Source organism: Rhizobium johnstonii 3841 (genome assembly GCF_000009265.1).
Classification (GTDB): Bacteria; Pseudomonadota; Alphaproteobacteria; order Rhizobiales; family Rhizobiaceae; genus Rhizobium; species Rhizobium acaciae.
Genome location: NC_008380.1, coordinates 4807454 through 4833252 on the forward strand (window position 1 = coordinate 4807454; position 25799 = coordinate 4833252).

Sequence of the window (25799 nt, forward strand, 5' to 3'; positions counted from 1 at the left end):
TCCTCTTCTCTGTCGACAGGTCACCGATGAAACGCATCAGCATCCTCTTCGTTTGCATGGGCAATATATGCCGTTCTCCGCTCGCGGAGGGAATTTTTGGCCATCTCGTCGCCGAGGCAGGCTTGACTGGCGGTTTTATGATCGATTCCGCCGGCACTGGCGGCTGGCATGAAGGTGAGCCGCCCGACCGGCGTTCGATCGCCACCGCGAAAAGCCACAGCATCGACATATCGGGACAGCGCGCTCGCCGAATACGGCCGAGGGACTTTAGGGATTTCGATCTGATTCTCGCCATGGACCGCGACAACCTGGCGGCGCTCGAAAAGAGCGCGCCGCATGGGGCGAATATCCATCTTTTCGGTGATGCTGCGCTGGGAACCGGAGAGGATATCACCGATCCCTATTATGGCGGCCCTGATGGTTTCGAGCTGGTCTACACCAGGCTCTTGACCGGCTGCTGCAGGCTGCTCGAAACGCTGGGCGTCGAGCGTGCCTCATGCAGCGGGAACACTTCCTCGGTGAGGTAAGGCCCGCCGCCGACCGATTCGCGCGACGAAAGCAGCACGAAGCGCGGCGCGGTGAAGGTTGCGGTATGGAAGTTGCCGCGCCCCGCCAGATATTGCACGACATCGTCGAGCCGCGAGGATTTGAGCCGCGCCAGCGTCACATGCGGCATGAATTTGCGGGGATCCGGCGGCAGGCCGATGCGCTGGCAGATGCGCTCGATCTCGCCCTGCAGCGCATACATCTCAGGCGATTGCGAGACGCCGGCCCAGACCGAATGCGGCTTCTTCGATCCGAAGGAACCGATGCCTTCCAGCCGGAACTGGAATTCCGGCCGGTCGATCCGGTCGAGGCGTTCAACGATTTCATCGGCCGTCCGGCCATCGACATCACCGATGAAGCGCAGGGTGATGTGGTAATTCTCCACATCGATCCATCGTGCTCCGGGGAGGCCACCGCGCAGCAATGAAAGACTCATCGCCGCATTGCGCGGAATTTCGAGGGCGGTAAACAGTCTCGGCATCACGAGCACTCCCCGAATCTTTTGCAGGTGCTCACACGGAATCATGCAATCAACAACCGCGCAAGCCCCTAATTCTTCACAGAAGAAATCGCTTCGACGAAATTTGTGACAGCAGGCTCCATCTTTTCGACCATGACGTCGACACCTCTCGCATTTGGATGCATGCCGTCCTCGAGCTTCAACCCCGCCTCCAGCGCGACGCCGTCGAGGAAAAAGGCGTAGAGGGGAAGCCCATGTTTTTCCGAGAGCTTCTGGTAGATCGGGTTGAATCGTGCGGCATAATCCGCCCCCATGTTCGGCGGCGCCATCATGCCGGCGAGCAGCACGGCAATTCCGCGCTCCTTTAGCCGGGTTATCATCTGGTCGAGATTCTTCTCGCTCTCTTCCGGCGGGATGCCCCGCAGCGCATCATTGGCGCCAAGCTCGAGAATGACCCCATCGGTGCCGTCGGGTACCGACCAGTCGATGCGCGCAAGACCGCCTGTCGTCGTGTCTCCGGAAACCCCGGCATTGGCGATGGTGACATCGAGCCCCTTCGCCTTCAGGGCCGCCTGAAGCTTTTCCGGAAAGCCGTCGCCGGGCGGCAACTGATAACCCGCCATCAAACTATCCCCAAAACCGACGAGATTGATCGTCCGGGCATCGGCTGCAGTAGCAAAGATCAGCGAGACGGCGATGACGGTGAATTGAAGGGCGGCAACTTTAAATCTCATCCTGGTTTCCCTAGATTGGCGAGGTGCCGTTATGCGGCCTTTCGATTACCGACTTATATAGGGCGATTTCTGTTGGCAAAAACCATTATCGAGTTGAAGGGCGCCGATCTGACCCTTGGCAGTGCAGCCGCCTCCGTCCATGTGCTGAAGGGCATCGATCTCGATATCGCGGCCGGCGAATCCGTCGGCATCGTCGGCCCTTCCGGTTCCGGAAAATCAACCCTGCTGATGGTGCTTGCCGGGCTGGAGAAGCTCGATAGCGGCGAGATCAACATCAACGATACGCCGCTCCATAGCCTCAGCGAGGACCAGGTCGCCGATTTCCGCGGCCGCAACATCGGCATCGTCTTCCAGTCCTTCCACCTGATCGCCAACATGACGGCGCTGGAAAACGTCGCCGTGCCGCTCGAGCTCGCCAATGTCGGCAACGCCTTCGAGATCGCTCATCGCGAGCTGAAGTCGGTCGGCCTCGGCGAACGGCTGAACCACTATCCCGGCCAGCTTTCCGGCGGCGAACAGCAGCGCGTGGCGATTGCCAGGGCGCTCGCCCCCTCGCCCGCCCTGCTGATCGCCGACGAGCCGACCGGTAATCTCGATACCGAGACCGGCCGCCAGATCGCCGACCTTCTGTTCTCCAAGCAGGCCGAACGCGGCACGACCCTGCTTCTCGTCACCCACGACGTCTCGCTCGCAAACCGCTGCTCGCGCCAGATTCGCGTCCGCTCCGGCCGGATCGAAGGCGACAGCGCCGCCCGCCGCACTGAAGCGGCGATCGCATGAGGATCATCACGCCACGCGTCTCGCTCGCTTTTCGCCTGGCGCTGCGCGAGCTGCGCGGCGGCATCCGCGGCTTCTACATTTTCCTTGCCTGCATCGCGCTCGGCACCGGCGCGATTGCCGCCGTCAACTCCGTGTCGCAGTCGATCACCGACACGATCGCCTCGCAGGGGCAGGAACTGCTGGCCGGCGACGTCCGCTTCGAGCTCAACAACCGCGAAGCCACGCCTCAGGAAATTGGTTTCCTCGAAGGCCTCGGCACCGTTTCGGTGTCGACAGGCCTGCGCTCGATGGCCCGCAAGCCCGACGGTTCCGATCAGGCGCTGGTCGAGGTCAAGGCCGTCGACGACGCCTACCCACTCTACGGCAAGTTCGTGGCCGAGCCGGACTATCCGCTTGCAGCACTGCTTTCGGGCCAAAGCGGCACCTATGGCGCGGTCGCAGCGCCACTGCTTCTCGATCGGCTGGGGCTTGCGGTCGGCGACGAATTGCTGCTCGGCAACGTCAAGCTCAGCATCACCGGCACGGTGAAAACCGAGCCGGATGCACTGTCGGAAGGTTTTGGCTTTGCGCCGCGTCTGCTCGTCAGCCGCCAGGCGCTCCAAGCCTCCGGACTGATCCAGACCGGAAGCCTGGTCGAACATGCCTATAAGATCCGGCTGGACGACAAGGGCGCGATGTCGGGCATCCAGGCGCGCGCCTCCAAGGAGTTTCCCTCCGCCGGCTGGGCGATCCGCACCAGCGACCGCGCCGCGCCCTCGCTCACCGAAAACATCACCCGCTTCTCGCAGTTCCTGACGCTGGTCGGCCTCACGGCGCTGATCGTCGGTGGCGTCGGCGTCGCCAATGCCGTGCGTGCCTTCCTCGATTCCAAACGCACCACCATCGCCACCTTCAAATGTCTCGGCGCCCCGGCGCAGGTCGTCGTTCTGATCTATCTGTTCCAGATCGCCATCATCGCTCTCGGCGGCATCCTGATCGGCCTCGTCATCGGCGCCCTGTCGCCGATGCTTGCCGCGCAGTTCCTGGCGCAATTCCTGCCGGTCTCGACCGCGCCGACCCTCTATCCCGGCGCCCTGCTGCTGGCGACGCTCTTCGGCATCCTGACGACGCTCGCCTTCGCCATCCTGCCGCTCGGCCACGCTCGCGAAGTGCCGGCGACCGCACTGTTCCGCGAGCAAGGCTTCGAGGCCCGCCACCTGCCCTCCTGGCCCTACATCCTGCTTGCCGCCCTGTTCATGGCCGCCCTTGCCGGGCTTGCCATTCTTACCGCCTATGACCGCTTCATCGCCGTCGTCTTCGTCGGCGCGATCGTCTTCGCCTTCGTCGTCCTGCGCCTGGTCGCCGCGCTGATCGCCTGGCTCGCGCGCCGCAGCCCCCGCGTCAATTCGCCGGCACTGCGGCTTGCGATCGGCAACATCCACCGCCCCGGCGCACTGACGCCCTCGGTCGTGCTCTCGCTCGGCCTTGGCCTGGCATTGCTGGTGACGCTGACCCTGATCGACGGGAACCTGCGCCAGCAGCTGACCGGCCGCATGAACGAGGGTGCGCCGAACTTCTTCTTCGTCGATATCCAGAGCGCCGAGGTCGGCGCCTTCCGCGATCTCGTCCAGGGCCAAGCGCCGCAGGGCAAGCTCGTCGAAGTGCCGATGCTGCGCGGCCGGATCATCGCCTTCAACGGCGAGGACGTCGCCAAGATGAACGTGCCGGCCGCCGGCCGCTGGGTGCTGAACGGCGATCGCGGCATCACCTATGCCGAAACTCTGCCTGACAACGCCGCCCTCACCGAAGGCAAATGGTGGGACAAGGATTACAGCGGCGAGCCGCTCGTCTCCTTCTCCTCGGAAGAGGCGCATGAACTTGGCCTCAAGCTCGGCGATAAGGTGACCGTCAACGTGCTCGGCCGCAACATCACGGCGAAGATCGCCAATCTGCGCCGCGTCGAGTGGGAATCGCTGTCGATCAATTTCGTCATGGTCTTCTCCCCGAATACCTTCCGCGGCGCCCCGCATGCGTGGCTGGCGACGCTGACCGATCCCTCCTCGACACCGGCCGAAGATGCGGCGATCCTGAAATCCGTCACCAACACCTATCCGACGATAACAAGTGTGCGCGTCAAGGACGCGATCGATATCGTCAACCAGCTGGTCGCACAGCTGGCGACCGCGATCCGCGCCGCAGCCTCGGTTGCCCTGATCGCCTCGATCCTCGTCCTTGCCGGCGCGCTTGCCGCCGGAAACCGGGCGCGCACCCACGACGCGGTGGTGCTGAAGACGCTCGGCGCCACGCGCGCGATGCTCATCCGCGCCTTCAGCTACGAATATCTGATCCTCGGCCTCGCGACCGCAATCTTCGCGCTGATCGCCGGCAGCGTCGCCGCCTGGTTCATCGTCGCCCGTATCATGCGTCTGCCCTCGACCTTTCTGCCCGACGTCGCCGGACTGACGCTCGTCACAGCACTCGTCCTCACCGTCGGCATCGGCCTTATCGGCACCTGGCGCATCCTCGGACAGAAGGCGGCCCCCGTCTTGCGCGAGCTTTGACCGGGCAGCGGCACCCAAACCCTTCACCTTACGGCGATTTAACCGACCGAGCCTTTGCAAGCCTCTTGTTTGCAAAGGGCGAAAGCCTCATATTATCCGCAGGCATGCTGGAGCTCCGCAGCGGCGCCCGGGTCGAAAACCCCGACACCGTATTTCCATCGGAGCTTGTAAGAGGAAACTATGGCTGATCTTCGTAACTATCAAAGCCGCGCTCAGACCGGCGAGATGATTGATCAAGGCCTGCGCGCTTATATGCTCAAGGTCTACAACCTGATGGCGCTGGGTCTGGCGATCACCGGTGTGGCCGCATATCTGTCGTTCCAATTCGCCTTCGCCAATGGCGAGCTGACCGCTTTCGGTCAGGCGATCTATGTGAGCCCGCTGAAGTGGGTGGTCATTCTGGCACCGCTGGCTCTGGTGTTCTTCCTGAGCTTCCGGATCAATACGATGACGGTAGCCGCCGCCCAGACGACCTTTGCGGTCTACGCCGCGCTCGTCGGCCTGTCGCTCTCATCGATCTTCCTGATCTACACGGGTCAGAGCGTCGTTCAGACCTTCTTCGTCACCGCTGCCTCCTTCGGCGCGCTGTCGCTCTACGGCTACACGACGAAGCGTAACCTGTCGGCGATGGGCTCGTTCCTGATGATGGGTCTGTTCGGCCTGATCATCGCGTCGCTGGTCAACATCTTCCTGGCGTCGTCTGCCGTGCAGTTCGCGATCTCGGTGCTCGGCGTGCTGATCTTCGCAGGCCTCACCGCCTACGATACGCAGCGGATCAAGGAATTGTACCTGGAAGCCGATGACGTCGCCGTCGCCGGCCGCAAGGCGATCATGGGTGCGCTGACGCTCTATCTCGACTTCATCAACCTCTTCATGTTCCTGCTGCAGTTCATGGGCAACCGTAAATAAGCAGGGCAGACTGGGATCGAAAAGGCGGCTTCGGCCGCCTTTTTTTGTTGCGTAGGCTATCACGGAATGGTTTTAGAAAGCCCTTGCCGCCCTTATGGATATGCTGCTGAAATGTCCTTCCTCCTGCGCGATGCTTCGAACGCCGATATTCCCGCCATTGCCGATATCTATCGCGAATCGGTCCTGAACGGCGTCGCGAGCTATGAGATCGTCCCGCCCTCCGAGGCCGAGATGGCACTGCGTTTTTCGGCGATCGTCGGCCAGCAGTATCCCTATATTGCAGCCATCGGCGCGGACGGGACGCTTCTCGGCTACGCCTATGCCTCGGCCTTCCGCACGCGTCCTGCCTATCGCTGGCTGGTCGAGGATTCGATTTATCTGGCGCCGCAAGCCCGCGGCCGCGGCATCGGCAAGGCGCTGCTCGCCGAACTGATCATCCGCTGCACCACCCTCGGCTTTCGTCAGATGGCGGCCGTCATCGGTGGCGCCAGTCCCGCATCGATCGCGCTCCATCGCACGGCTGGCTTCGAGGAGGTTGGTCTGATGAAGGGCACCGGCTACAAGCACGGCCGCTGGCTGGATACGATGTTCATGCAGCGCGCCCTCGGTGAGGGTATGAGCACAGATCCGGACCCGTCGACCTATCCCGGCACGCTGTTTAACGGCTGATATGGCTTACTTGTCGACGAGCTTCAGGGCCTTGTCGAAGACCTTCAGCACCTGGTTCAGCTCGTGACCGCGCTTCAGGATCGTGCCGTTGACGCTGATCACGGAATAGGCGCCCTGCTTGGCGGCGAGCTTCGGGTTTTTCTCGATGCGGAAGAGCGGAATTTCGCCGGAACGCTTGAAGACGGAAAAGACCGCCCTGTCCTTCAGGTGATCGATGGCGTAGTCGCGCCATTCACCGTCACCGACCATACGGCCGTAGATCCAGAGGATCGCGTCCAGTTCACGCCGGTGAAAGGTCACCGGAAGCGGGTCCTTGCTTTGCTTGTATTCCCTGAGATCGACGACGACTGAGGAACTGTGGTCGACAGAACGGCTTTCGCCGTGTCGCAAATCCGGCTGATCTGTCATCAGTCTCACAAGGCCTCCACATGTGACAGGAGGGTGACAGTTTGCCCGAGCCGCCGCAAATTGCAAGAGTGCCAGCCGTCACATTCCGCCGCACGTCTCTCGCGCAAGGACGCTGTAGCACTTTGAGTCAGCGCATCATGCCTTGCGAAAGTTGGGTTCGATTTGCGGAAAGCATGATGCACTGGACAGGTCAACGCTTTCTCCGCAGCGCCGCATTTCAGTCAAAACAGCGCCTCATTTGCAGGAGATTTATGAATTCCAGTTTGGCGCCAGCGCGCCAAAGGGCCCGGCGGAGCGTATCGACCTTAACCCCAGCCCCGAATACGCTCGGCCGGGCCGCCCCAGCACTTCATCCGGAGCCGGATGGAATCTCAGATATTTTTGCCAGCCATCACCACGGTCGCGCCAAGGATCGCAGCCGGATCGCCGTCTGCGGTCGCCGATTGTAGCAGGATGGCGCAGCCCTCGAGCTGCGGCCGCTGCAGGACGCTGGCCGGCAGCGTCAGACTGGTCGCCTTGCCGTCCCACATGCCGACGGTTTCGACATTGGTGACGCTGTGCAGATAGGAGATCTTCTGGCCGCTGTTCTCGCCTTTTTCGACGTCGATCGTCTTTTCCTTATCGAAGTAGACCATCACGACATTGGCTTTGCCCTGTCCCGCGCCGATCTTGATCTCCAGTTCGTCGCCGCGCATCGCGGCACTGATCGGAACGGTCAGCCCGTTGCCTTCGCTGCTATAGGTGTCGATCTTGCTGTTGATGCCATTCAGATCGGCGCCGGCCAGATGGTCGCGTCCATTGACGATGGCCTGCGGCGTGTAGACGTTGCTGCGGCCCATCGTCTTGGCATAGCCATACTGCCGCTCGGTGTTTTCCTTGGAGCTCAGCGTATCGGCCCAGCCGAGATAGTTCCAGTAATCGACATGATAGGCGAGCGCGATGACATCGCCCTGGTTCACCAGCTTGCGGAAAGCGGCATCAGCGGGAGGACAGGAAGAGCAGCCCTGCGACGTGAAGAGTTCGACGACACCTTTCGGCGTGCCGTCTTCGGCCTGCAGCGGGCCTGAGAGAACAACGCCGGCGATCAGCGGAATCAAAAAACGGGGGGACATTCACCTGCACCTCTTTTTCAGCGCCGACGGCATGTTTGAACCAGGGGCCCTGACATATGAACGTACGAATAATCCTTCCGGGTCCAAACGAAAAGTCACGAACGGGTGAGACGTAGCTCGACGGGAACTTGCGTAAAACAAATCATCGTGAGCCCCGTTAAAATACTGTCGCCGCAAAGAAAAGCCGCCGGAAACTGCTCTCCGGCGGCCATTATCAGCTAAGTCTCTTAAAAATCAGGCAGCGAGATCGCGCAGAACCGTCTGCAGGATGCCGCCATTGTTGAGGTAGACCACCTCGTCGAGCGTATCGACGCGCGACAGCAGCGGAACCTCCTTCACGGTGCCGTCGCCATAGGTGATCCTGGCGATCTTCTTCTCGCGCGGCTTGATCTTTTCCAGACCTTCGATTGTGACGAGTTCGTCGCCCTTGAGGCCGAGGCTCTGCCAGGTCGTGCCCTCTTCGAAGACGAAGGGGATGATGCCCATGCCGACCAGGTTCGAGCGATGGATGCGCTCGAAGGACTGGGCGACCACCGCCTTGACGCCGAGCAGGTTGGTGCCCTTGGCAGCCCAGTCGCGCGAGGAGCCGTTGCCGTATTCGACACCGGCGAAGATGACGAGCGGCACGCCTTCCTGCTTGTACTGCATCGCCGCGTCGTAGATCGAGGTCTCTTCCTTCGACGGGTAGTGGATGGTGTAGCCACCTTCCTTGCCGTTCGGGCCGAGCATGTGGTTGCGGATGCGGATATTGGCGAAAGTGCCGCGCATCATCACTTCATGATTGCCGCGGCGCGTGCCGTACTGGTTGAAGTCGGCAACGGCGACGTCATGGCCGATGAGGTAGGCACCGGCCGGCGATGCCGCCTTGATCGAACCGGCAGGCGAGATGTGGTCGGTGGTGATCTTGTCGCCGAACAGGCCGAGAACGCGGGCGCCCTTGATGTCGGAAACGCCGGTGCCCTTCTTGCCCATGCCGACGAAGTAGGGCGGGTTCTGCACATAGGTCGAATTGTCGTCCCAGGCATAGGTCTGGCCCGGCGGGACCTGGACGGCCTGCCAGTTGACGTCGCCCTTGAAGACATCGGCATATTTGCTTTCGTAGAGCTCGCGGGTCACGTATTTCAGGATGAATTCCTGGACTTCCTTCGAGGTCGGCCAGATGTCCTTGAGATAAACAGGATTGCCGCTCTGGTCCTCGCCGATCGGCTCCTTGGTCAGATCCATCTGCACCGTGCCGGCAAGCGCATAAGCGACGACGAGCGGCGGAGATGCAAGGTAGTTCGCCTGCACGTCGGGCGAGATGCGGCCTTCGAAGTTACGGTTGCCGGAGAGAACGCCGGAAACGATAAGGCCCTTGTCGTTGATCGTCTTCGAGATCGGCGCCGGCAATGGGCCGGAATTGCCGATGCAGGTGGTGCAGCCGAAGCCGACGAGGTTGAAGCCGAGCTTGTCGAGATCGGCCTGCAGGCCCGACTTGGCGAGATATTCGCCGACGACTTGGCTTCCAGGTGCCAGCGAGGTCTTCACCCACGGCTTCGTCTTCAGGCCCTTGGCAACGGCGTTGCGGGCAAGAAGGCCGGCGGCGATCAACACTGACGGGTTGGAGGTGTTGGTGCACGACGTGATGGCCGCGATCGCCACGTCGCCATGGCCGAGATCGAAATCCGTGCCTTCGACGGCATAGCGGTTCGAAAGCTGGCCGGGCTTCTTGTAATCCGTGTCCATCGAGCCGGCGAAGCCGGTCGCGATGTTCTCGAGCGAAATGCGGCCTTCCGGACGCTTCGGGCCGGCCATCGACGGCACGACGTCGCTAAGATCGAGTTCCAGCGTATCGGTGAAGACGAGCTCGGAGCCGTCGCCTTCGCGCCACATGCCTTGCGCCTTCGAATAGGCTTCGACGAGGGCGATCCGGTCATGTGTGCGGCCGGACATGGTGAGGTAATTGATGGTTTCGCCGTCGACCGGGAAGAAGCCGCAGGTGGCGCCGTATTCCGGGCCCATGTTGCCGATCGTCGCGCGGTCGGCGAGCGGCATGTTGTCCATGCCGGGGCCGAAGAATTCGACGAACTTCGAAACGACGCCCTTCTTGCGCAGCATCTGCACGACGGTGAGAACGAGGTCGGTCGCCGTGACGCCTTCCTTGAGCTTGCCGGTCAGCTTGAAGCCGATGACTTCGGGCAGCAGCATCGAGACCGGCTGGCCGAGCATCGCAGCTTCCGCTTCGATACCGCCCACACCCCAGCCGAGAACGCCGAGACCGTTGATCATCGTCGTGTGGCTGTCGGTGCCGACGCAGGTATCGGGATAGGCGATCGTCTCGCCGTCCTCTTCCTTGGTCCAGACGGTCTGGCCGAGATATTCGAGATTGACCTGATGACAGATGCCGGTGCCGGGAGGCACGACGCGGAAATTCTTGAAGGCCTGCTGGCCCCACTTCAGGAAACGGTAACGCTCGCCATTGCGCTGGTATTCCAGCTCGACGTTGCGGGCGAAAGCCTGCGGCGTGCCGAATTCGTCGACGATGACGGAGTGGTCGATGACGAGATCGACGGGAACGAGCGGGTTGATCTTCTCCGGATCGCCGCCGAGCGACACCATCGCGTCGCGCATCGCGGCAAGATCGACGACGGCGGGAACGCCGGTGAAGTCCTGCATCAGCACGCGCGCCGGGCGATAGGCGATTTCGTTTTCGACCGCACCCTTATTGTTCAGCCATTCGGCAACGGCCAGGATGTGCTCCTTGGTGACCGACTGGCCGTCTTCGAAGCGCAGCAGGTTTTCAAGCAGCACCTTCATCGAATAGGGAAGCTTCGACACGCCGGCCAGACCGTTTGCCTCAGCCTTGGGCAGGCTGTAATAGACATAGTCCTTCCCGTTCACGGAAAGCGTGGAACGACAATTGAAACTGTCAAGAGATTTAGACACGAGATACCCCGTTTCTGATAGCCAACACAGTCGTGCGAACGCCTATGCACTTAATGCACATCAGGATGCGGGTACGGCCATTTCCGCTGTCCGCACGTGGAACAGACGCTCCAAGTTCGGCGCAAGGATGAAATTCACGCCGACCGCTGGCGTGGTTGCAGGTCTTATAGATAATTTCCTAAAAACTTGCCATACCCGAGCACAGTCAAAATCGGACATTTTTTGACCCCGCCGCGAGCCGAAACCAAGAAAGAGCCGACGCATGCATCTCACCGCCGAAATTCTGGCTGCAAGGCGCGGTGAGGATCTCATTTTCGTTAACATTTCCTTTCACTTGGCAGCCGGCGAGGCGCTTGTGCTCACGGGAAAAAATGGATCGGGAAAGTCCACTTTGCTGCGTGTCGTCGCCGGCCTCCTCAGGCCGGAAAAAGGCACTGTCATATTTCACGACGAAGAGAGCCCGGGAGGCAGGCACGCTGGGGAAGTCAGCCACTACCTTGGCCACCGAAATGCGATGAAGAATGAACTTACGGTTGCAGAAAACCTCGATTTCTGGCGCGCCTTTCTCGGCAATACAGGCTCCGCCGCCGCCCTTTCCGTCGAGGACGCCACTGACGCCGTCGGTCTTTCCGGCATCACCCACCTTCCCTTCGGTTATCTCTCCGCCGGCCAGCAGCGCCGAATAGCCTTCGCCAAGCTGTTGGTCGCCCACCGCCCCGTCTGGATCCTCGACGAACCGACCGCCGCACTCGATGCCAGCGCCGACCGGCTGTTTGCCGATTTGATTGAAGCGCATCTGGAAAAGGGCGGCATCGTGCTGGCGGCGACGCATCAGCCGTTGGGGCTGAGGAATTCGCAGGAATTGAAGATGACGGGCTTTGCCGGCGTGGATAATGGGGTATGGGGTTGATGTTTCTCGAGGTCGCTACCCCGTCCACCGCACATAAAGAGAGCCGCCGCGTATGACTGCCCTCTTCCTGCGCGACCTGAAGCTCTCGATCCGCGCCGGCGGCGGTGCGCTGATCGGCGTGCTGTTCTTCCTGACCATCGTCGCCGTCATTCCCTTCGGCGTCGGTCCCGATCTCAAACTGCTGTCGCGCATCGGCCCTGCCATCGTCTGGATCGGCGCGCTGCTTGCCGCCCTTCTCGGCCTCGACCGCCTGTTCCAGGCCGAGCGCGACGACGGATCGCTCGACTTGATGCTGATGCAGGAAACGCCGCTCGTCCTCACCGTGCTGGTCAAATGCTTCGCCCATTGGACGGCCACCAGCCTGCCGCTGGTCATCGCCTCGCCGCTGCTCGGCCTCTTCATGAACATGGACGAGACGGCAATCGGCGCGACCATGCTGACGCTGCTCGTCGGCTCGCCCGCCATCACCTTCATCGGCGCCGTCGGTGCTGCCGTTGCCGTGGCGCTGCCCCGCGGCGGCCTGCTGGTCTCGATCCTCGTGCTGCCGCTGACCATTCCGGTGCTGATCTTCGGCGTCAGCGCCACCTATGCTGCAGTCGAGGATCCCGCCCCCTTCCTGCCGCCCTTCCTGATCCTCCTTGCGCTGACACTGTTCTTCGCAGTCATCGGCCCGGCAGCCGCCGCCCTGGCGCTGCGAAACACAGCGGATTGATGGGCCATTCGATTGCGGGAAAAGCCGGATCAAGGTAAGGAAGCGATCATGAGCGAAACGAGCCTTGCCATCAGCAAATTCAGTGACCTCGCCAACCCGACGCGGTTTCTGGCGCTGGCGGCGCGCGCCATTCCGTGGCTGGCCGGCATCACCGCTCTCTGTTTCGCGGTCGGCCTCTATCTGAGCTTCGCCACCGAAGGCGATTACCAGCAGGGCGAGACCGTACGCATCATGTATGTGCACGTGCCCTCGGCCTGGCTTTCGATGATGTGTTACACGATCATGAGCCTCTCGGCGATCGGTACGCTGGTCTGGCGGCATCCCCTGGCCGATGTTTCCGCCAAGGCCGCAGCCCCGCTCGGCGCCGCCTTTACCCTGCTTGCCCTCGTCACCGGTTCGCTCTGGGGCAAGCCGATGTGGGGCACCTGGTGGGTCTGGGATGCGCGGCTGACCTCCGTCTTCGTTCTCTTCCTGATGTATCTCGGGCTGATTGCGCTCGGCCGCGCCATCGACGATCCGTCGAAGGCCGCGCGCGTCAGCGCCGTGCTTATCCTCGTCGGCTTCGTCAACATCCCGATCATCAAATTCTCGGTCGAGTGGTGGAACACGCTGCACCAATCGGCAAGCGTGCTGCGCCTCGACGGCCCGGCGATCGATCCGGAATTCCTGCGCCCGCTCTTCATCATGGCGATCGCCTTCACCCTGCTCTTCTTCACGCTGCACATCATGGCGATGAGGAACGAGATCTGGCGCCGCCGCATTGCCGCCCAGCGCCGTCTTGCCGCCCGCATGGCGAGCCGGGAGGAATAGAGCCGTGACGCATGACTTCTACGTCTACGCTTCCTATGGCTTTGCAGCCCTGGTGACGATCGCCGTCACGGCCTGGACCTGGGCCGACGGCCGCGCCCGCCGCAGGGAACTTGCCGCCCTTGAGGCTGCCGGCATCCGCCGCCGTTCGGCGCGCCCCAAGAACAGTGTGGGGGATGGCGAATGAACGACACGCCGGAAAACACCGCCGCCAAGCCGCGCGGGCGGAGCCGTTACGCATTGGCGCTGCTGCCGCTCGTCGTCTTCGGCGGCATTGCGGCCACGGCCGCAAAGATGCTCTACGACCAGGATTTCCATGGCAAGAACATCGCCGAAATTCCCTCCGCCCTGATCGGCACCAAGGCGCCGGCGCTGAACCTGCCGCCGCTCGACGGCGCCAACCTGCCGGCGCTGACCGATACGGCAATCAAGGGCAAGCTGACCCTCGTCAACGTCTTCGCCTCATGGTGCCTCCCCTGCCGGGACGAACATCCAATATTGAAAGAACTGGCAAAAGACGGACGGCTGAACATCGTCGCCATCAATTACAAGGACCATAACGACAACGCCCTGCGTTTCCTCGGCGAGCTCGGCAACCCTTTTCGGGCGATCGGCATCGATCCGAACGGCAAGGCAGCGATCGACTGGGGCGTCTACGGCATTCCGGAAAGCTATCTGGTCGGGCCTGACGGCACGATCCTCTACAAGCGCGTCGGACCCTTCGACGATATCAGCCTGAAGGAAGGGCTTTTTCCTGCGATGGAAAAGGCGCTCGGGAAGCCGGTTTCCTAATGAAGCGCCTATCAGGACAAAGAAGCCCTACACCCCACCCTGCCAGACCTTGATCGCCTCCACCGGCCAGATCAGCATCACAACATTGAGCGTCAGGTTGTCGCGAATTATGTAGCCGGTGAAAATCTCGAAGAAGGTGGCGATCGCAACCGTGAGCGCCACCGGTGCGCGCCGCGCAAAGAAGAAGCCGACGCACATGAAGACAGTGTCCATCGCCGAATTCAGGATGCTGTCGCCGTAATAATCGAGCGCGATCGTCGCCGTGCGGTAGCGGTCGATAATGAGAGGGGAGTTTTCGAGGAGCTCCCAGCCGGATTCGATCACCAGCGCCAGCAGCAGCTTTGCCGCCAGCGGCTTGCGGCGCAGGATGAGATGCGCGAGCCCGTAGAACAGGAAGCCGTGGATGATGTGTGACGGCGTATACCAATCCGACAGATGCTGCGAGTTGCCGCTGGTATTGACCCCGCCCTCCCACAGCTTGACATAACCGCAGGCGCAGATCGGCACGCGGCCCATCATATATTCGACGGCGATCTGAATGACCAGGACCGCAAAGCAGGCGACAAACCAGAAGTTCTGGTGTCTTACGCGAGATTCTACGTCGACAGCGCTCACTTCTCGCCTTCCGTTTCCAGGTTGATGCTATGTTTCAGCACCAGCGGCATCTGCGCCAGCGTGAAGATGATGGTGATCGGCATCGTGCCCCAGACTTTGAAGGCGACCCAGGTACCGTCGGAAAAATTGCGCCAGACGACTTCGTTCAGCACGGCAAGGAAGAGAAAGAAGATACCCCAGCGGATGGTGAGCTTGCGCCAGCCCTCGGCATCGAGCTGGAAGGCGGCGTTGAAGACATAGCCGAGCAGCGACTTGCCGAAGGCCAAGCCGCCGAGCAGTGCCACCCCGAAGAGCGCGTTGACGATGGTCGGCTTCATCTTGATGAAGGTCTCGTTCTGCAGCCAGATCGACAGCGAGCCGAAGATGACGACGACGATGCCGGATACAAAAGGCATGATCGGCAGATGGCCGAGCACGATCTTCGAAACGATCAGCGAGATGATCGTCGCAGCCATGAAGAGGCCGGTCGCGACGAACAGCGGTCCGCCCAATTCGGAAAGAGCGGGAAACGTCTCCACCAGCCATTGGCCGCGCAGATTGGCGAAGAAAAAGATCATCAGCGGCCCGAGTTCCAGCGCCAGTTTCAGCAGCGGATGATGCCGGTCGGCAGCAGACGGGGTGATATCGCTTTCGGTGCTCATGCGTTCTTCAAACCTGTTTTCCTGGAAACTGTTTCCGGCCGTGCCCTGCAGGCTTTCGGCGGCATATCTGTGGCATCATTGCCCAAGTCCGGCAATGGCATGGGCAAAATCCTCGGCCTCGAACGGCTCCAGATCCTCGACGCCCTCGCCGACGCCGATGAAATAGACCGGCAGCTTGTGCTTGGCGGAGATGGCGACCAGAATGCCGCCGCGCGCCGTGCCGTCGAGCTTGGTCATGATCAGCCCGTTGACGCCGGCGACGTTGCGGAAGATCTCGACCTGGCTGAGCGCGTTCTGCCCCGTCGTGGCATCGAGCGTCTGCAGCACGGTATGCGGCGCATCGGGATCGAGTTTGCCGAGCACGCGCACGATCTTCTCGAGCTCGGCCATCAGCTCTGCCTTGTTCTGCAGGCGGCCGGCGGTATCGACGATCAGCACGTCGCATTTTTTCGCCTTTGCCTGTTCGAAGGCATCATAGGCAAGGCCAGCGGCATCGGCGCCGAGCTTGGTGCCGATGAATTCGGATTTCGTCCGGTCGGCCCAGATTTTCAGCTGCTCGATCGCCGCCGCACGGAACGTATCGCCGGCAGCCAGCATCACCTTCAGCCCGGCGCCGGAAAGCTTTGCCGCAAGCTTGCCGATCGTCGTGGTCTTGCCGGTACCGTTGACGCCGACGACGAGGATGACATGCGGCTTGTGCGAGAGGTCGAGCTGCAGCGGCCTGGCGACCGGCTTCAGCACCTTGGCGATTTCCGACGCCATGATCCGGCTGACATCCTCGCCGGTGACATCCTTGCCATAGCGTTCGGAAGCAAGCGTGTCGGTGACGCGCATGGCGGTCTCGACACCAAGATCGGCCTGGATCAGCAGGTCCTCGAGATCCTGCAGCGTCTCGTCATCGAGCTTGCGCTTGGTGAAGAGCGCTGTGATCTGGCCGGTCAGCTGCGAAGAGGTGCGTGCAAGGCCATTGCGCAGGCGCTGGAACCAGCTGAGTTTTGGCTGCAGAACAACGGGCTCCGGCTCGACGACCTTCGGGCCGGTGGCAAAGCCTCTGGGGAGGATGGGAGAGCCGGTCTCCGGTTCTACCTCGGGGCCACCCCCCTCTGCCCTGCCGGGCATCTCCCCCACAGGTGGGGAGATTGGCTGGGAGGACGAATCCAGCCCTGCATCATCCTCAGTCGGAATCTCTTCCGGCTCAGCCGGAACCTCTTCCGGAAGCTTTTCGACGATCTCTTCGAGGTCAGCCGGCTGTTCTAGCGCTCCGGTCTCCACAGGATCTGCCGCCTCGTGCGGGAGATGTCCCAGAGGGACAGAAGGTGGTTGTTCCGCAACGGGTTCGGCGACCGCCTGGATTTCAGCCTCCGCCTCCGCTGCTGCCTCGGCTTCCAGCAATGAGAGCGGCACGACACCCATGTCGCTCAGCTGGTCGGCGGCGGGCAGGATTGAGGATTCGACATCATCTTCAGCAACCGCTGCTTCGCCGCCGCCGTCGTCAATATCGGCAGCCGGCCCGCCGGCCGTATCCATTTCCTCGGCCAGCACCGGATCGTCGGCAACCGGCAGGTCTTCGTCGCGCGAACGCGGCTCCAGCTCCCTTTCCACGGCCGCAGGCACAGGTTCTTCAGCCGGCTTGCCGAAGGTGAAGACCTTTTTGATGAAACTGAGCGCCATGGGGATTCCGTGAAAGTCAGGCCGCTGCTGCGGCCGTCAATTGCATGTCGAGATGCTTGCCATTGTGGCCGGTGATCGTGACCGGCACAAGTTCGCCGGGACGAAGGCCGGGGGCTGCGACCAGCGTGAAGTTCTCCGTATGCGCCAGGCCGTTGTTTTCGACAAGCAGCCATTGCCGGGTTCCGATCATCCGATCGAGATGGGATTGATGCAGCATATGTCCAGCGGCGCGCAGCCTTGCGGCGCGATCCTTGACCAGCGACCGGTCGAGCTGCGGCATGCGGGCGGCCGGCGTGCCGGGACGCGGACTGTAGGGGAAGACATGCAGATGGGCGATACCGGCTTCTTCGGCCAGCCTCACGGCGTTCTCGAACATCTCTTCGGTTTCTGTGGGAAAGCCGGCAATCATATCGGCGCCGAAGCTCATCTCGGGGCGGAGGCGGCGCGCATCCTCGATGAAACGCAACGCATCGGCGCGTAAATGCCGGCGCTTCATGCGCTTCAGGATCATGTCGTCGCCATGCTGCAGCGACAGATGAAGATGCGGCATGAAACGTGGCTCGTCGGCGATGAGATCCATCAGGTGGGCATCGGCCTCGATGCTGTCGATCGAGGAAAGCCGCAGGCGGCGGATATCGGGGAGCTGCTTCAGAAGAGTCTTCGCCAAAAGCCCGAGCGTCGGGGCGCCCGGCAGATCGCCGCCATAGCTGGTGGCATCGACGCCGGTCAGTACGATCTCGCGATAACCGCCGTCGACGAGCTTGCTGGCCTGATCGACGACGGCTCCCATCGGTACGGAGCGGGAATTGCCGCGGCCATAGGGAATGATGCAGAAAGTGCAGCGATGGTCGCAGCCATTCTGCACCTGGATGAACGCGCGCACATGGCCGTCGATGTGCCTGACCATCTGCGGCGCCGTCGCCTTGACGCTCATGATGTCGTTGACCCGGAGCTTCTCTTCAGCCGAAACGCCGAAATCCGGCAGGCTGCGATAGGAGGCGCTCGTCAGCTTCTCCTCGTTGCCGAGCACGGCATCGACCTCCGCCATCGCGGCGAAGGTCTGCTTTTCCGTCTGCGCGGCGCAGCCGGCAACGATGATGCGGGCATGCGGATGGTCGCGCCGCGCCCGGCGGATCGCCTGGCGGGCCTGGCGCACGGCCTCACCGGTCACCGCACAGGTGTTGACCAGGATGGCGTTGTTGAGCCCGGCCTTCTCAGCCTGCGCCTTCATCACTTCGGATTCATATGTGTTGAGGCGGCAGCCGAAGGTAATGACCTCGATGCCGCTCACTGCGCCTCCGCCTCTCGGGTACCCTCGCGCGACCAGAGACCGGTCGAAGGATCGACCCTGCCCGACCATTCCCATTCGGCGGGGCCAGTCATGATGACGTGATCGTCGCGCTCGCGCCATTCGATGGAAAGCGTGGCCGGCGGCTTGGCGCTTGCCACATTGATCGTCACCTTGCGGCCGGTGCGGCCGGTGCGCGCAGCACTGACAGCAGCAGAACAGGCAGCCGAGCCGCAGGCAAGCGTCAGCCCCGCGCCGCGCTCCCAGGTGCGCGTCGTCACCGATGTCGGCGACGTCACTTGCGCCAGCGTGATATTGGCGCGCTCGGGAAACATCGGATGGTTTTCGAGCAGCGGTCCGAAGCGGGCGAGATCATAGGACATCACGTCCCTGTCCACCCAGAAGATCGCATGCGGATTGCCCATCGACATCGCCGACGGCGAATGCAGCACAGGCTTGTCGATCGGGCCGATCTGCAACTCGATACGGCTGGTGTCGTGGAATTCTTCCGCCAGCGGGATCCTGTCCCAATCGAACACCGGCCGGCCCATATCGACGGAGATCGTCCCGTCCTCGTGCTCGACGGCGTTGAGGATGCCGGCGACCGTCTGGAAGGTAAAGACCTTCCTGCCGGTCTCGGCGGCAAGCGCCTGCACGACGCAACGCGTGCCGTTGCCGCAGGCCTGCGCCTTCGAGCCATCGGAATTCAGGATATCGATGAAGGCATCGGTGCCTTCGGCCTTCGGATCATGGATCGCCATGATCTGATCGAACTCAGTCTGCGGATCGGCATTGAGCGCGACCGCCGCCGCCGGCGTCACCTTGTCCGACCGGCCGCGCATGTCGACGACCAGGATCTTGTTGCCAAGCCCGTTCATCCTCGCGAATTCGACCGTTGCGCTCATGGGTATCATTCCGTCTGTCTTTCCGGTGTATATGGCGGAAATGCGAAGGAATTACCAGTGGGTGAGTGCCGGGCAGGCGTTGCGGCCCGCTGACCCCTTCGAGGCAGCAGTTCGGCTTTTACCGCTGCGGACCGTCGGGATCGAAGGACGCAGCATGGGCTTCGACAATAGCTGCGGTGATGACCTTTCTCAGCTCGTAGACCAGCGAGCGGGACCGCTTGCGATCCAGATCCTGTGCCGCCTTGGCAAGATTCAGGCCTTCGTTCAGGACAATATGATGGGCCCGCGCCAGCGCCCAGCTCTCAATATCAGGATTTAACATTCGATATCTCCGCCGATTCATTCGGCATCAAGGATATTCACGAATCATTTTACAGGACGCACTTAAGTAGAAAGTAGAATCATAAGCAGAATAATTTGCAACTGGCGTTGACAGCGAATTCGCCCGCCCGAGTGGCAATATTTATCGGCAAAACCTGAAACGCTGGCGGATTGCGCAAGCCAATACATCACTTTGTTTGAGTATGTACTTTTGCTGCAACCGCCGGATGAAACGACAGCACACGCCGCCGCTCGCTCGTCACACGGCTTCTGAGAAGTCGGTCATGCGGTCATTTGTCCGCATTGCCTTGACTTTCGCGCGGCTTTCCTGTTTATCGCGCCCAATCCGCGACGAGCCACACGACTCCGAGCCGCCGACCGGGACCTGAGATCCCGGAGGTCAACACCCGACAGCGCGATGCGCCCTCGGGTGCTTTTTGGCTTTGCGTCTTGTTTTCGTCAAGGAAAAGCACGACGTTTCCGGGCAGGTAAGAACCCGCCCGAAACGTATCAAGGAAGAGCCGATGTTTGAAAACCTCCAGGACCGTCTTGGATCCATTCTGAATGGACTGACAGGCCGTGGCGCGCTTTCGGAAGCCGATGTTTCCGCAGCGCTGCGCGAGGTTCGCCGTGCGTTGCTGGAGGCCGACGTCGCGCTCGACGTCGTGCGTTCCTTCACCGACCGCGTGCGTGAAAAGGCCGTCGGCGCCGAGATCCTGAAGTCGATCAAGCCCGGCCAGATGGTCGTCAAGATCGTGCATGACGAACTGATCGAGATGCTGGGCGGCGAAGGGGTCGGCATCGACCTGCATGCGCCGGCCCCCGTCGTCGTCATGATGGTCGGCCTGCAGGGTTCCGGCAAGACGACGACATCGGCGAAGATTGCCCATCGCCTGTCGACGCGCGAGAAGAAGAAGGTGCTGATGGCATCGCTCGACACGCGCCGTCCGGCAGCCCAGGAGCAGCTTCGCCAGCTTGGCGCGCAGGCCAATATCGACACGCTGCCGATCATATCGGGCCAGTCGCCGACGGATATCGCCGCCCGCGCCGTGCAGGCAGCCAAGCTTGGCGGCCATGATGTCGTCATCCTCGATACCGCCGGCCGCACGCATATCGACGAGCCCTTGATGGTCGAGATGGCCGACATCAAGAAGCGGTCGAACCCGCATGAAATTCTGCTGGTCGCCGATAGCCTCACCGGCCAGGACGCCGTCAACCTCGCCCGAAATTTCGACGAACGCGTCGGCATCACCGGTCTGGTGCTGACCCGCATGGACGGCGATGGCCGCGGCGGTGCCGCCCTTTCGATGCGCGCCGTCACCGGCAAGCCGATCAAGCTGATCGGCGTCGGCGAGAAGATGAGCGAGCTGGAGGAATTCCATCCTCGCCGCATCGCCGACCGTATCCTCGGCATGGGCGACATCGTCTCGCTCGTCGAGCGCGCGGCCGAAAACATCGACGCCGAGAAGGCAGCCGCCATGGCCGCCAAGATGGCCAAGGGCAAGTTCGACCTCGACGATTTGGCCGACCAGCTGCGCCAGATGCAGAAGATGGGCGGCATGGGCGGTATCATGGGCATGATGCCCGGCATGGCCGGCATGAAGGACAAGATGGCCGCAGCCGGCCTCGACGACAAGCTTTTCGGCCGCCAGATCGCCATCATCCAGTCGATGACCAAGGCCGAGCGCACCAATCCCGACCTGCTCAAGCATTCGCGCAAGAAGCGCATCGCCGCCGGCTCCGGCACCGATGCCGCCGCCATAAACAAGCTTCTGAAGATGCACCGCCAGATGGCGGACATGATGAAGATGATGGGCGGCAAGGGCAAAGGCGGCATGATGAAGCAGATGATGGGCGGCCTTGCCGGCAAGATGGGGCTCGGCGGCGGCATGGGCGGCATGGGTGGCGGCATGCCCGATCTCTCGAATATCGATCCGCGGCAGCTTGAGGCCCTGCAGAAGCAGGCGGAAGCGGCGGGGCTTGGAAAACCGGGTGGGGGTATGCCCGGTCTCGGCGGTCTGCCGGGTGGTCTTTCGGGCCTCGGCGGCGCCAAGCTGCCGGGCCTTGGCGGTGGTTTCCCGGGATTGCCCGGATTGCCGAAGAAGAAGTGAAAGGATCGCTTGCCCCATGATTGATCCAAACGTCAAAGCCCAGCTCGCGAGCTATCGTCAGTCGATCGACAATATCGACGCCGCTCTCGTGCACATGCTGGCCGAACGCTTCCGCTGCACCAAAGAGGTCGGCGTGCTGAAGGCCAAATACAATTTGCCGCCGGCCGACCCGGCGCGCGAGGAATACCAGATCGAACGCCTTCGCCAGCTGGCGAAAGCCGCCAATCTGGATCCGGATTTCGCCGAGAAGTTCCTGAACTTCGTCATCAAGGAAGTCATCCGGCATCATGAGCAAATCGCTGCGGATCACGCTGAACAAAGCGCTGCAGCCCGATAACCGTACCGCTCAAGAAAGCGGTCAAGAAAAGCCCAAGGAGTAAAGAACATGGCACTGAAAATTCGTCTCGCCCGCGGTGGTTCCAAGAAGCGCCCGTATTACCACGTCGTTCTCGCCGATGCGCGCAGCCCGCGTGACGGCCGCTTCCTCGAAAACCTCGGTTCCTGGAACCCGATGCTTGCCAAGGACGATGAGAAGCGCGTTCAGCTGAACGCCGAGCGCATCAAGCACTGGATCGAACACGGCGCCCAGCCGACCGACCGCGTTCTGCGCTTCCTCGATGAGGCAGGCGTTGCCAAGCGCGAAGTCAAGAACAACCCGGTCAAGGCAAAGCCCGGCAAGCGCGCCCAGGAACGCGCCGCCGAAAAGGCTCAGAAGGTCGCCGACGCCGCGGCTGCTGCAGCAGACGCCGCGGAATAATCGCGACATTCCCTTCGAGCGGGCGGCATGGCGACATGCCGCCCGTTTTCGTTTCCAATCGCCCGCACTTCGTTTATGAGAAACCTGTCTTTCGGCTTCACATGAAGGAACCCATGACAAAGCTTGAAAACCCCGTTCTGATGGCGACGATCGGTGGCGCGCAAGGCCTCCGGGGCGAGGTGCGCGCCAAGGCCTATACGGCCGATCCCGGCGCGCTTGGCGACTACGGCCATCTGCACAGCATGGACGGCCGCAGCTTCGAAGTCCTCGAAATCCGCGAGATGAAGAATGTCGTCGTCGTCCGTTTCCGCGGTGTCAACGACCGCAATGCCGCCGAGGCCCTGAATGGGCTTGAACTCTATATCGAGCGGGACAACCTGCCGGACGAGGAGCTGGACGAAGACGAGTTCTACTATGCCGATCTCGAAGGGCTCGAGGCGCGGGACGACAAGGGCGTCAGCTATGGCACGGTTACCGGCGTCTTCGATTTCGGCGCCGGCGACCTGCTGGAACTCAAAGGCCCGGGCAAGCGCCCGGTGCTGATCCCCTTCTCCGAAGCCTCGGTGCTGGAGATCGACCTCGAGGCCGGCACGCTGCTGATTGATCCGCTGGCGGCGGGGCTGGTCGACGATCCCGAAGAGCTTTCCAAATTCACTCCCGACAAGCCGAAAAAGAAGAAATGATGGCTTTCCGGGCGAGCGTGCTGACACTTTATCCGGAAATGTTTCCGGGGCATCTGGGCTTCTCGCTCGCCGGCAAGGCGATGGAGCGGGGGCAATGGTCGCTGGACACGGTTCAGATCCGCGACTTCGCCACCGACAGACACCGCACCGTCGACGACACCCCGGCCGGCGGCGGCGCCGGGATGGTGCTGAAGGCCGACGTTCTTGCACGTGCGATCGACAGCGCCTCAGAAACCGATACCCGCCCGCGGTTGCTGATGAGCCCGCGCGGCCGGCCGCTGACGCAGGAGCGTGTGCGCGAACTCGCGGCGGGCGACGGGGTCATCATCGTCTGCGGCCGCTTCGAGGGCGTCGACCAGCGGGTGATCGAGGCGCGCGGACTGGAAGAGGTCTCGATCGGCGACTACGTCCTATCAGGCGGCGAGCCGGCGGCGCTGACCGTGCTCGATGCCATCGTCCGCATCCTGCCTGGCGTCATGGGCAACGATCTTTCCGGCCTGCACGAAAGCTTTGAAGGCGGACTGCTGGAACATCCGCATTATACCCGGCCGCAGGAGTGGGAAGGCCGGGAAATCCCCGCGATCCTCACCTCGGGCAACCACGGCGCCATCGAGAAATGGCGGCATCAGGAAGCGGTGCGGCTGACGCGGGAGCGGCGGCCGGATCTGCTGGAAAAGGCCGGCGCATCGCCCGGAAAATCGGGATCGAATTTCGGAAAGCACGATGCGTAGATTCAAAATGCTACAGCGTCCTTTGCGCGTCTGAAAACACGCGCGGCGCTGTAAAGTGAGAAAAACGGCTGATTTCGCAGCCCTTTTCACAAAAATGCCGTCCAAGGGATGACAAGGCCTGGCCTTTCGTGTATTGGCGCACGCGGAAATGGGGTTTATCCCCGTCTGCCAGCAAACAAAGAATGGCGAATCCGCTCCCGCCCTTAACGGGCAAAGTCCTGAGGCCAGTTCCGAAGGATCAGTGTCGAGCGCTCTGGCTGTTTCAGAAGAACCAAAGGTTAAGACGATGAACATCATTCAGCAGCTTGAGGCCGAACAGGCCGCCAAGATCGAAGCCAAGCGCACGCTTCCCGAATTTTCCCCGGGCGACACCGTCCGCGTCAACGTGAAGGTCACGGAAGGCACCCGTACGCGCGTTCAGGCCTATGAAGGCGTCTGCATCGCCCGCTCCGGCGGCGGCCTGCAGGAAAACTTCACGGTCCGCAAGATCTCCTACGGCGAAGGCGTCGAGCGCGTATTCCCGATCTACTCGCCGATGATCGAAAGCGTCGACGTCGTTCGCCGCGGTAAGGTCCGTCGCGCCAAGCTCTATTACCTGCGCGACCGTCGCGGCAAGTCTGCCCGTATCGTTGAAGACACCGGCGTCCGCGCCCGCAAGCTCAACGACGCCGAGCGCGCCGCCATTGCCGAGGAAAAGGCACGTATCGAAGCTGAAAAGGTTGCAGCAGCTCAGGCGCTCGCCGCCGAGAAGGCAGCAGCAGACGCTGCGGAAGCCAAGGCCGCCGCTGAAGCAGCCGCCGCTGCAGCGGAACCGGCAGCAGAATAAGATCTGCGCCACGCAAAATTCTTTGCTTGGAAAGGCGGCCTTCGGGTCGCCTTTTCTATTTTTTGCTTCGGTGCGCAGCCGGCGGCCTTGCCTCAGGCCTATCTTCCGTGACAGTTTTTGCCGTTCAATTTTGGGGAACCGTTCAATGTTGTTTCGTCGTACCGTTCTTGCGAGCTTCGCCGCCCTTGCTCTTCTACCCCTCGCCGCATCGGCCGCCGAACTGCCCGATCTCGGCGGCAAGAGCGTCGTCGTCGTCACCGAGAATGCCTATCCGCCGCTGCAATTCGTCGATCCGAAATCCGGCAAGGCGATCGGCTGGGAATATGATGCGATGAACGAGATCGCCAAGCGGCTGAATTTCAAGGTCGAATACCAGAACACCAGCTGGGACGCGATGATCCAGGCGGTGTCCGACGGCCAGTACAACATCGGCATGACCGGCATCACCATCAAGGAAGACCGCAAGCAGAAGGTGGATTTCTCCGATCCCTATATGCGCTCGCAGCAGTTCATGCTGGTGCGCGGCGACGAGAAGCGCTTCACCGACGCCAAGTCCTTCGGCGAATTCAAGGATGGCCTGGTCGGCGCACAACCCGGCACCACGCCCTTCTATACCGCCGTCTACGAAGTGCTTGATGGCAACGAGCAGAACCCGCGCATCAAACTCTTCGAAACCTTCGGCGCCACCGTCCAGGCCCTGAAGGCCGGCGACGTCGACGTCGTGCTGACCGACGGCACCGCCGGCAAGGGTTATGTCGACGCCTCGAACGGCGCCTTGAAGCTGATCGGCGAGCCGCTCGGCACCGAAGATTTCGGCTTCATCTTCCCGAAGGGGTCCGACCTCGTCGCCCCGGTCAATGCCGCCATCGCCGCACTCAAGGCCGACGGTACGCTGGATGGGCTGAACAAGAAGTGGTTCCTCGACTACAAGATGGGCGAATGACGC

General features: G+C 62.0%; 28 protein-coding genes. 17 read left to right on the top strand and 11 right to left on the bottom strand.

Features of this window, described 5'->3' with window-relative positions:
- Positions 1-26: 26 nt before the first annotated feature.
- The gene (locus RL_RS37845; protein WP_086935571.1) at positions 27-527 is read left to right on the top strand and encodes a low molecular weight protein-tyrosine-phosphatase; all 501 of its coding nucleotides are present in this window, start codon (positions 27-29) and stop codon (positions 525-527) included.
- Here RL_RS37845 and thpR read toward each other — a convergent pair.
- Entirely contained in the window at positions 434-1027 is a 594-nt protein-coding gene (gene thpR / locus RL_RS23325) for an RNA 2',3'-cyclic phosphodiesterase (RefSeq protein ID WP_003543644.1), read from the bottom strand. The genes RL_RS37845 and thpR overlap by 94 nt on opposite strands.
- Before the next feature lie 68 nt (positions 1028-1095).
- Positions 1096-1740, bottom strand: coding sequence for an arylesterase (locus RL_RS23330; protein ID WP_011653888.1), 645 nt, complete (start codon positions 1738-1740; stop codon positions 1096-1098).
- 72 nt (positions 1741-1812) lie between these two features.
- On the opposite strand from RL_RS23330, the gene RL_RS23335 reads away from it, so the two are divergent.
- The 4 genes from RL_RS23335 to RL_RS23350 all read left to right on the top strand — a co-directional run bounded on the left by RL_RS23335 (position 1813) and on the right by RL_RS23350 (position 6638).
- Positions 1813-2520 carry an ABC transporter ATP-binding protein gene (locus tag RL_RS23335; protein WP_011653889.1) on the top strand — a complete coding sequence of 236 codons (708 nt, stop codon included), beginning with the start codon at positions 1813-1815 and terminating at the stop codon, positions 2518-2520.
- Positions 2517-5060, top strand: coding sequence for an ABC transporter permease (locus RL_RS23340; protein WP_011653890.1), 2544 nt, complete (start codon positions 2517-2519; stop codon positions 5058-5060). The genes RL_RS23335 and RL_RS23340 overlap by 4 nt, the downstream gene beginning before the upstream one ends.
- Before the next feature lie 180 nt (positions 5061-5240).
- Entirely contained in the window at positions 5241-5969 is a 729-nt protein-coding gene (locus tag RL_RS23345; RefSeq protein WP_011653891.1) for a Bax inhibitor-1/YccA family protein, read from the top strand.
- Positions 5970-6080: 111 nt separating this feature from the next.
- Positions 6081-6638 (top strand): GNAT family N-acetyltransferase, encoded by a 558-nt coding sequence (locus RL_RS23350; protein ID WP_028742609.1) that lies wholly within the window; start codon positions 6081-6083, stop codon positions 6636-6638.
- A gap of 6 nt (positions 6639-6644) precedes the next feature.
- On the opposite strand, the gene RL_RS23355 is transcribed toward RL_RS23350, so the two are convergent.
- From RL_RS23355 to acnA, 3 genes are all read right to left on the bottom strand, one after another.
- Positions 6645-7046: a DUF2794 domain-containing protein gene (locus RL_RS23355; RefSeq protein WP_028742610.1), complete on the bottom strand. Its 402-nt coding sequence runs from the start codon at positions 7044-7046 to the stop codon at positions 6645-6647.
- 371 nt (positions 7047-7417) lie between these two features.
- A complete protein-coding gene (locus RL_RS23360) occupies positions 7418-8158 on the bottom strand; it encodes a DUF1223 domain-containing protein (RefSeq protein WP_003543652.1) in 741 nt (246 codons plus the stop codon).
- A gap of 234 nt (positions 8159-8392) precedes the next feature.
- Complete coding sequence (gene acnA / locus RL_RS23365; RefSeq protein WP_011653894.1) at positions 8393-11083, bottom strand: aconitate hydratase AcnA; 2691 nt, start codon at positions 11081-11083, stop codon at positions 8393-8395.
- 262 nt (positions 11084-11345) lie between these two features.
- Here acnA and ccmA point away from each other — a divergent pair, with 262 nt between their 5' ends.
- The 5 genes from ccmA to RL_RS23390 are packed head-to-tail and all read left to right on the top strand — an operon-like array spanning position 11346 to position 14304.
- The gene (gene ccmA, locus RL_RS23370; RefSeq protein ID WP_011653895.1) at positions 11346-11993 is read left to right on the top strand and encodes a heme ABC exporter ATP-binding protein CcmA; all 648 of its coding nucleotides are present in this window, start codon (positions 11346-11348) and stop codon (positions 11991-11993) included.
- A 52-nt stretch (positions 11994-12045) separates the two neighbouring features.
- Entirely contained in the window at positions 12046-12705 is a 660-nt protein-coding gene (gene ccmB, locus RL_RS23375; RefSeq protein WP_011653896.1) for a heme exporter protein CcmB, read from the top strand.
- 48 nt (positions 12706-12753) lie between these two features.
- Entirely contained in the window at positions 12754-13515 is a 762-nt protein-coding gene (locus RL_RS23380) for a heme ABC transporter permease (protein WP_011653897.1), read from the top strand.
- A gap of 4 nt (positions 13516-13519) precedes the next feature.
- The gene (gene ccmD / locus RL_RS23385) at positions 13520-13699 is read left to right on the top strand and encodes a heme exporter protein CcmD (RefSeq protein WP_024320429.1); all 180 of its coding nucleotides are present in this window, start codon (positions 13520-13522) and stop codon (positions 13697-13699) included.
- Entirely contained in the window at positions 13696-14304 is a 609-nt protein-coding gene (locus RL_RS23390; protein WP_011653898.1) for a DsbE family thiol:disulfide interchange protein, read from the top strand. The genes ccmD and RL_RS23390 overlap by 4 nt, the downstream gene beginning before the upstream one ends.
- A gap of 27 nt (positions 14305-14331) precedes the next feature.
- Here the strand turns inward: RL_RS23390 and RL_RS23395 are convergent, their stop codons facing one another.
- The 6 genes from RL_RS23395 to RL_RS23420 form a co-directional block, all read right to left on the bottom strand.
- A complete protein-coding gene (locus RL_RS23395) occupies positions 14332-14919 on the bottom strand; it encodes a DUF2585 domain-containing protein (RefSeq protein WP_011653899.1) in 588 nt (195 codons plus the stop codon).
- Positions 14916-15560, bottom strand: a complete 645-nt coding sequence (locus RL_RS23400; RefSeq protein ID WP_011653900.1) for a septation protein A — start codon at positions 15558-15560, stop codon at positions 14916-14918. Before RL_RS23400 ends, RL_RS23395 begins: the two co-directional genes overlap by 4 nt.
- 75 nt (positions 15561-15635) lie before the next feature.
- Positions 15636-17231, bottom strand: a complete 1596-nt coding sequence (gene ftsY / locus RL_RS23405) for a signal recognition particle-docking protein FtsY (protein WP_011653901.1) — start codon at positions 17229-17231, stop codon at positions 15636-15638.
- 16 nt (positions 17232-17247) lie between these two features.
- Complete coding sequence (mtaB, locus tag RL_RS23410; RefSeq protein WP_011653902.1) at positions 17248-18522, bottom strand: tRNA (N(6)-L-threonylcarbamoyladenosine(37)-C(2))-methylthiotransferase MtaB; 1275 nt, start codon at positions 18520-18522, stop codon at positions 17248-17250.
- On the bottom strand, positions 18519-19424 hold the full coding sequence (gene dapF, locus RL_RS23415; protein ID WP_028742612.1) for a diaminopimelate epimerase: 906 nt from the start codon (positions 19422-19424) through the stop codon (positions 18519-18521). The genes mtaB and dapF overlap by 4 nt, the downstream gene beginning before the upstream one ends.
- A 118-nt stretch (positions 19425-19542) precedes the next feature.
- Positions 19543-19767 (bottom strand): hypothetical protein, encoded by a 225-nt coding sequence (locus tag RL_RS23420; RefSeq protein WP_011653904.1) that lies wholly within the window; start codon positions 19765-19767, stop codon positions 19543-19545.
- 502 nt (positions 19768-20269) lie between these two features.
- Between RL_RS23420 and ffh the strand changes: the two genes are divergently transcribed.
- The 7 genes from ffh (at position 20270) to RL_RS23455 (ending at position 25796) form a co-directional block, all read left to right on the top strand.
- Positions 20270-21856, top strand: a complete 1587-nt coding sequence (ffh, locus tag RL_RS23425) for a signal recognition particle protein (protein ID WP_011653905.1) — start codon at positions 20270-20272, stop codon at positions 21854-21856.
- 16 nt (positions 21857-21872) lie between these two features.
- The gene (locus RL_RS23430; protein ID WP_003543666.1) at positions 21873-22193 is read left to right on the top strand and encodes a chorismate mutase; all 321 of its coding nucleotides are present in this window, start codon (positions 21873-21875) and stop codon (positions 22191-22193) included.
- A 48-nt stretch (positions 22194-22241) separates the two neighbouring features.
- Positions 22242-22613, top strand: a complete 372-nt coding sequence (gene rpsP / locus RL_RS23435) for a 30S ribosomal protein S16 (protein ID WP_003543667.1) — start codon at positions 22242-22244, stop codon at positions 22611-22613.
- Between the two features lie 113 nt (positions 22614-22726).
- On the top strand, positions 22727-23296 hold the full coding sequence (rimM, locus tag RL_RS23440; RefSeq protein WP_026158926.1) for a ribosome maturation factor RimM: 570 nt from the start codon (positions 22727-22729) through the stop codon (positions 23294-23296).
- Positions 23293-24027, top strand: coding sequence for a tRNA (guanosine(37)-N1)-methyltransferase TrmD (gene trmD / locus RL_RS23445; protein ID WP_011653907.1), 735 nt, complete (start codon positions 23293-23295; stop codon positions 24025-24027). Before rimM ends, trmD begins: the two co-directional genes overlap by 4 nt.
- A 286-nt stretch (positions 24028-24313) precedes the next feature.
- Complete coding sequence (gene rplS / locus RL_RS23450) at positions 24314-24853, top strand: 50S ribosomal protein L19 (RefSeq protein ID WP_011653908.1); 540 nt, start codon at positions 24314-24316, stop codon at positions 24851-24853.
- A 145-nt stretch (positions 24854-24998) separates the two neighbouring features.
- Positions 24999-25796, top strand: a complete 798-nt coding sequence (locus tag RL_RS23455) for a basic amino acid ABC transporter substrate-binding protein (RefSeq protein WP_011653909.1) — start codon at positions 24999-25001, stop codon at positions 25794-25796.
- Positions 25797-25799: the final 3 nt, after the last annotated feature.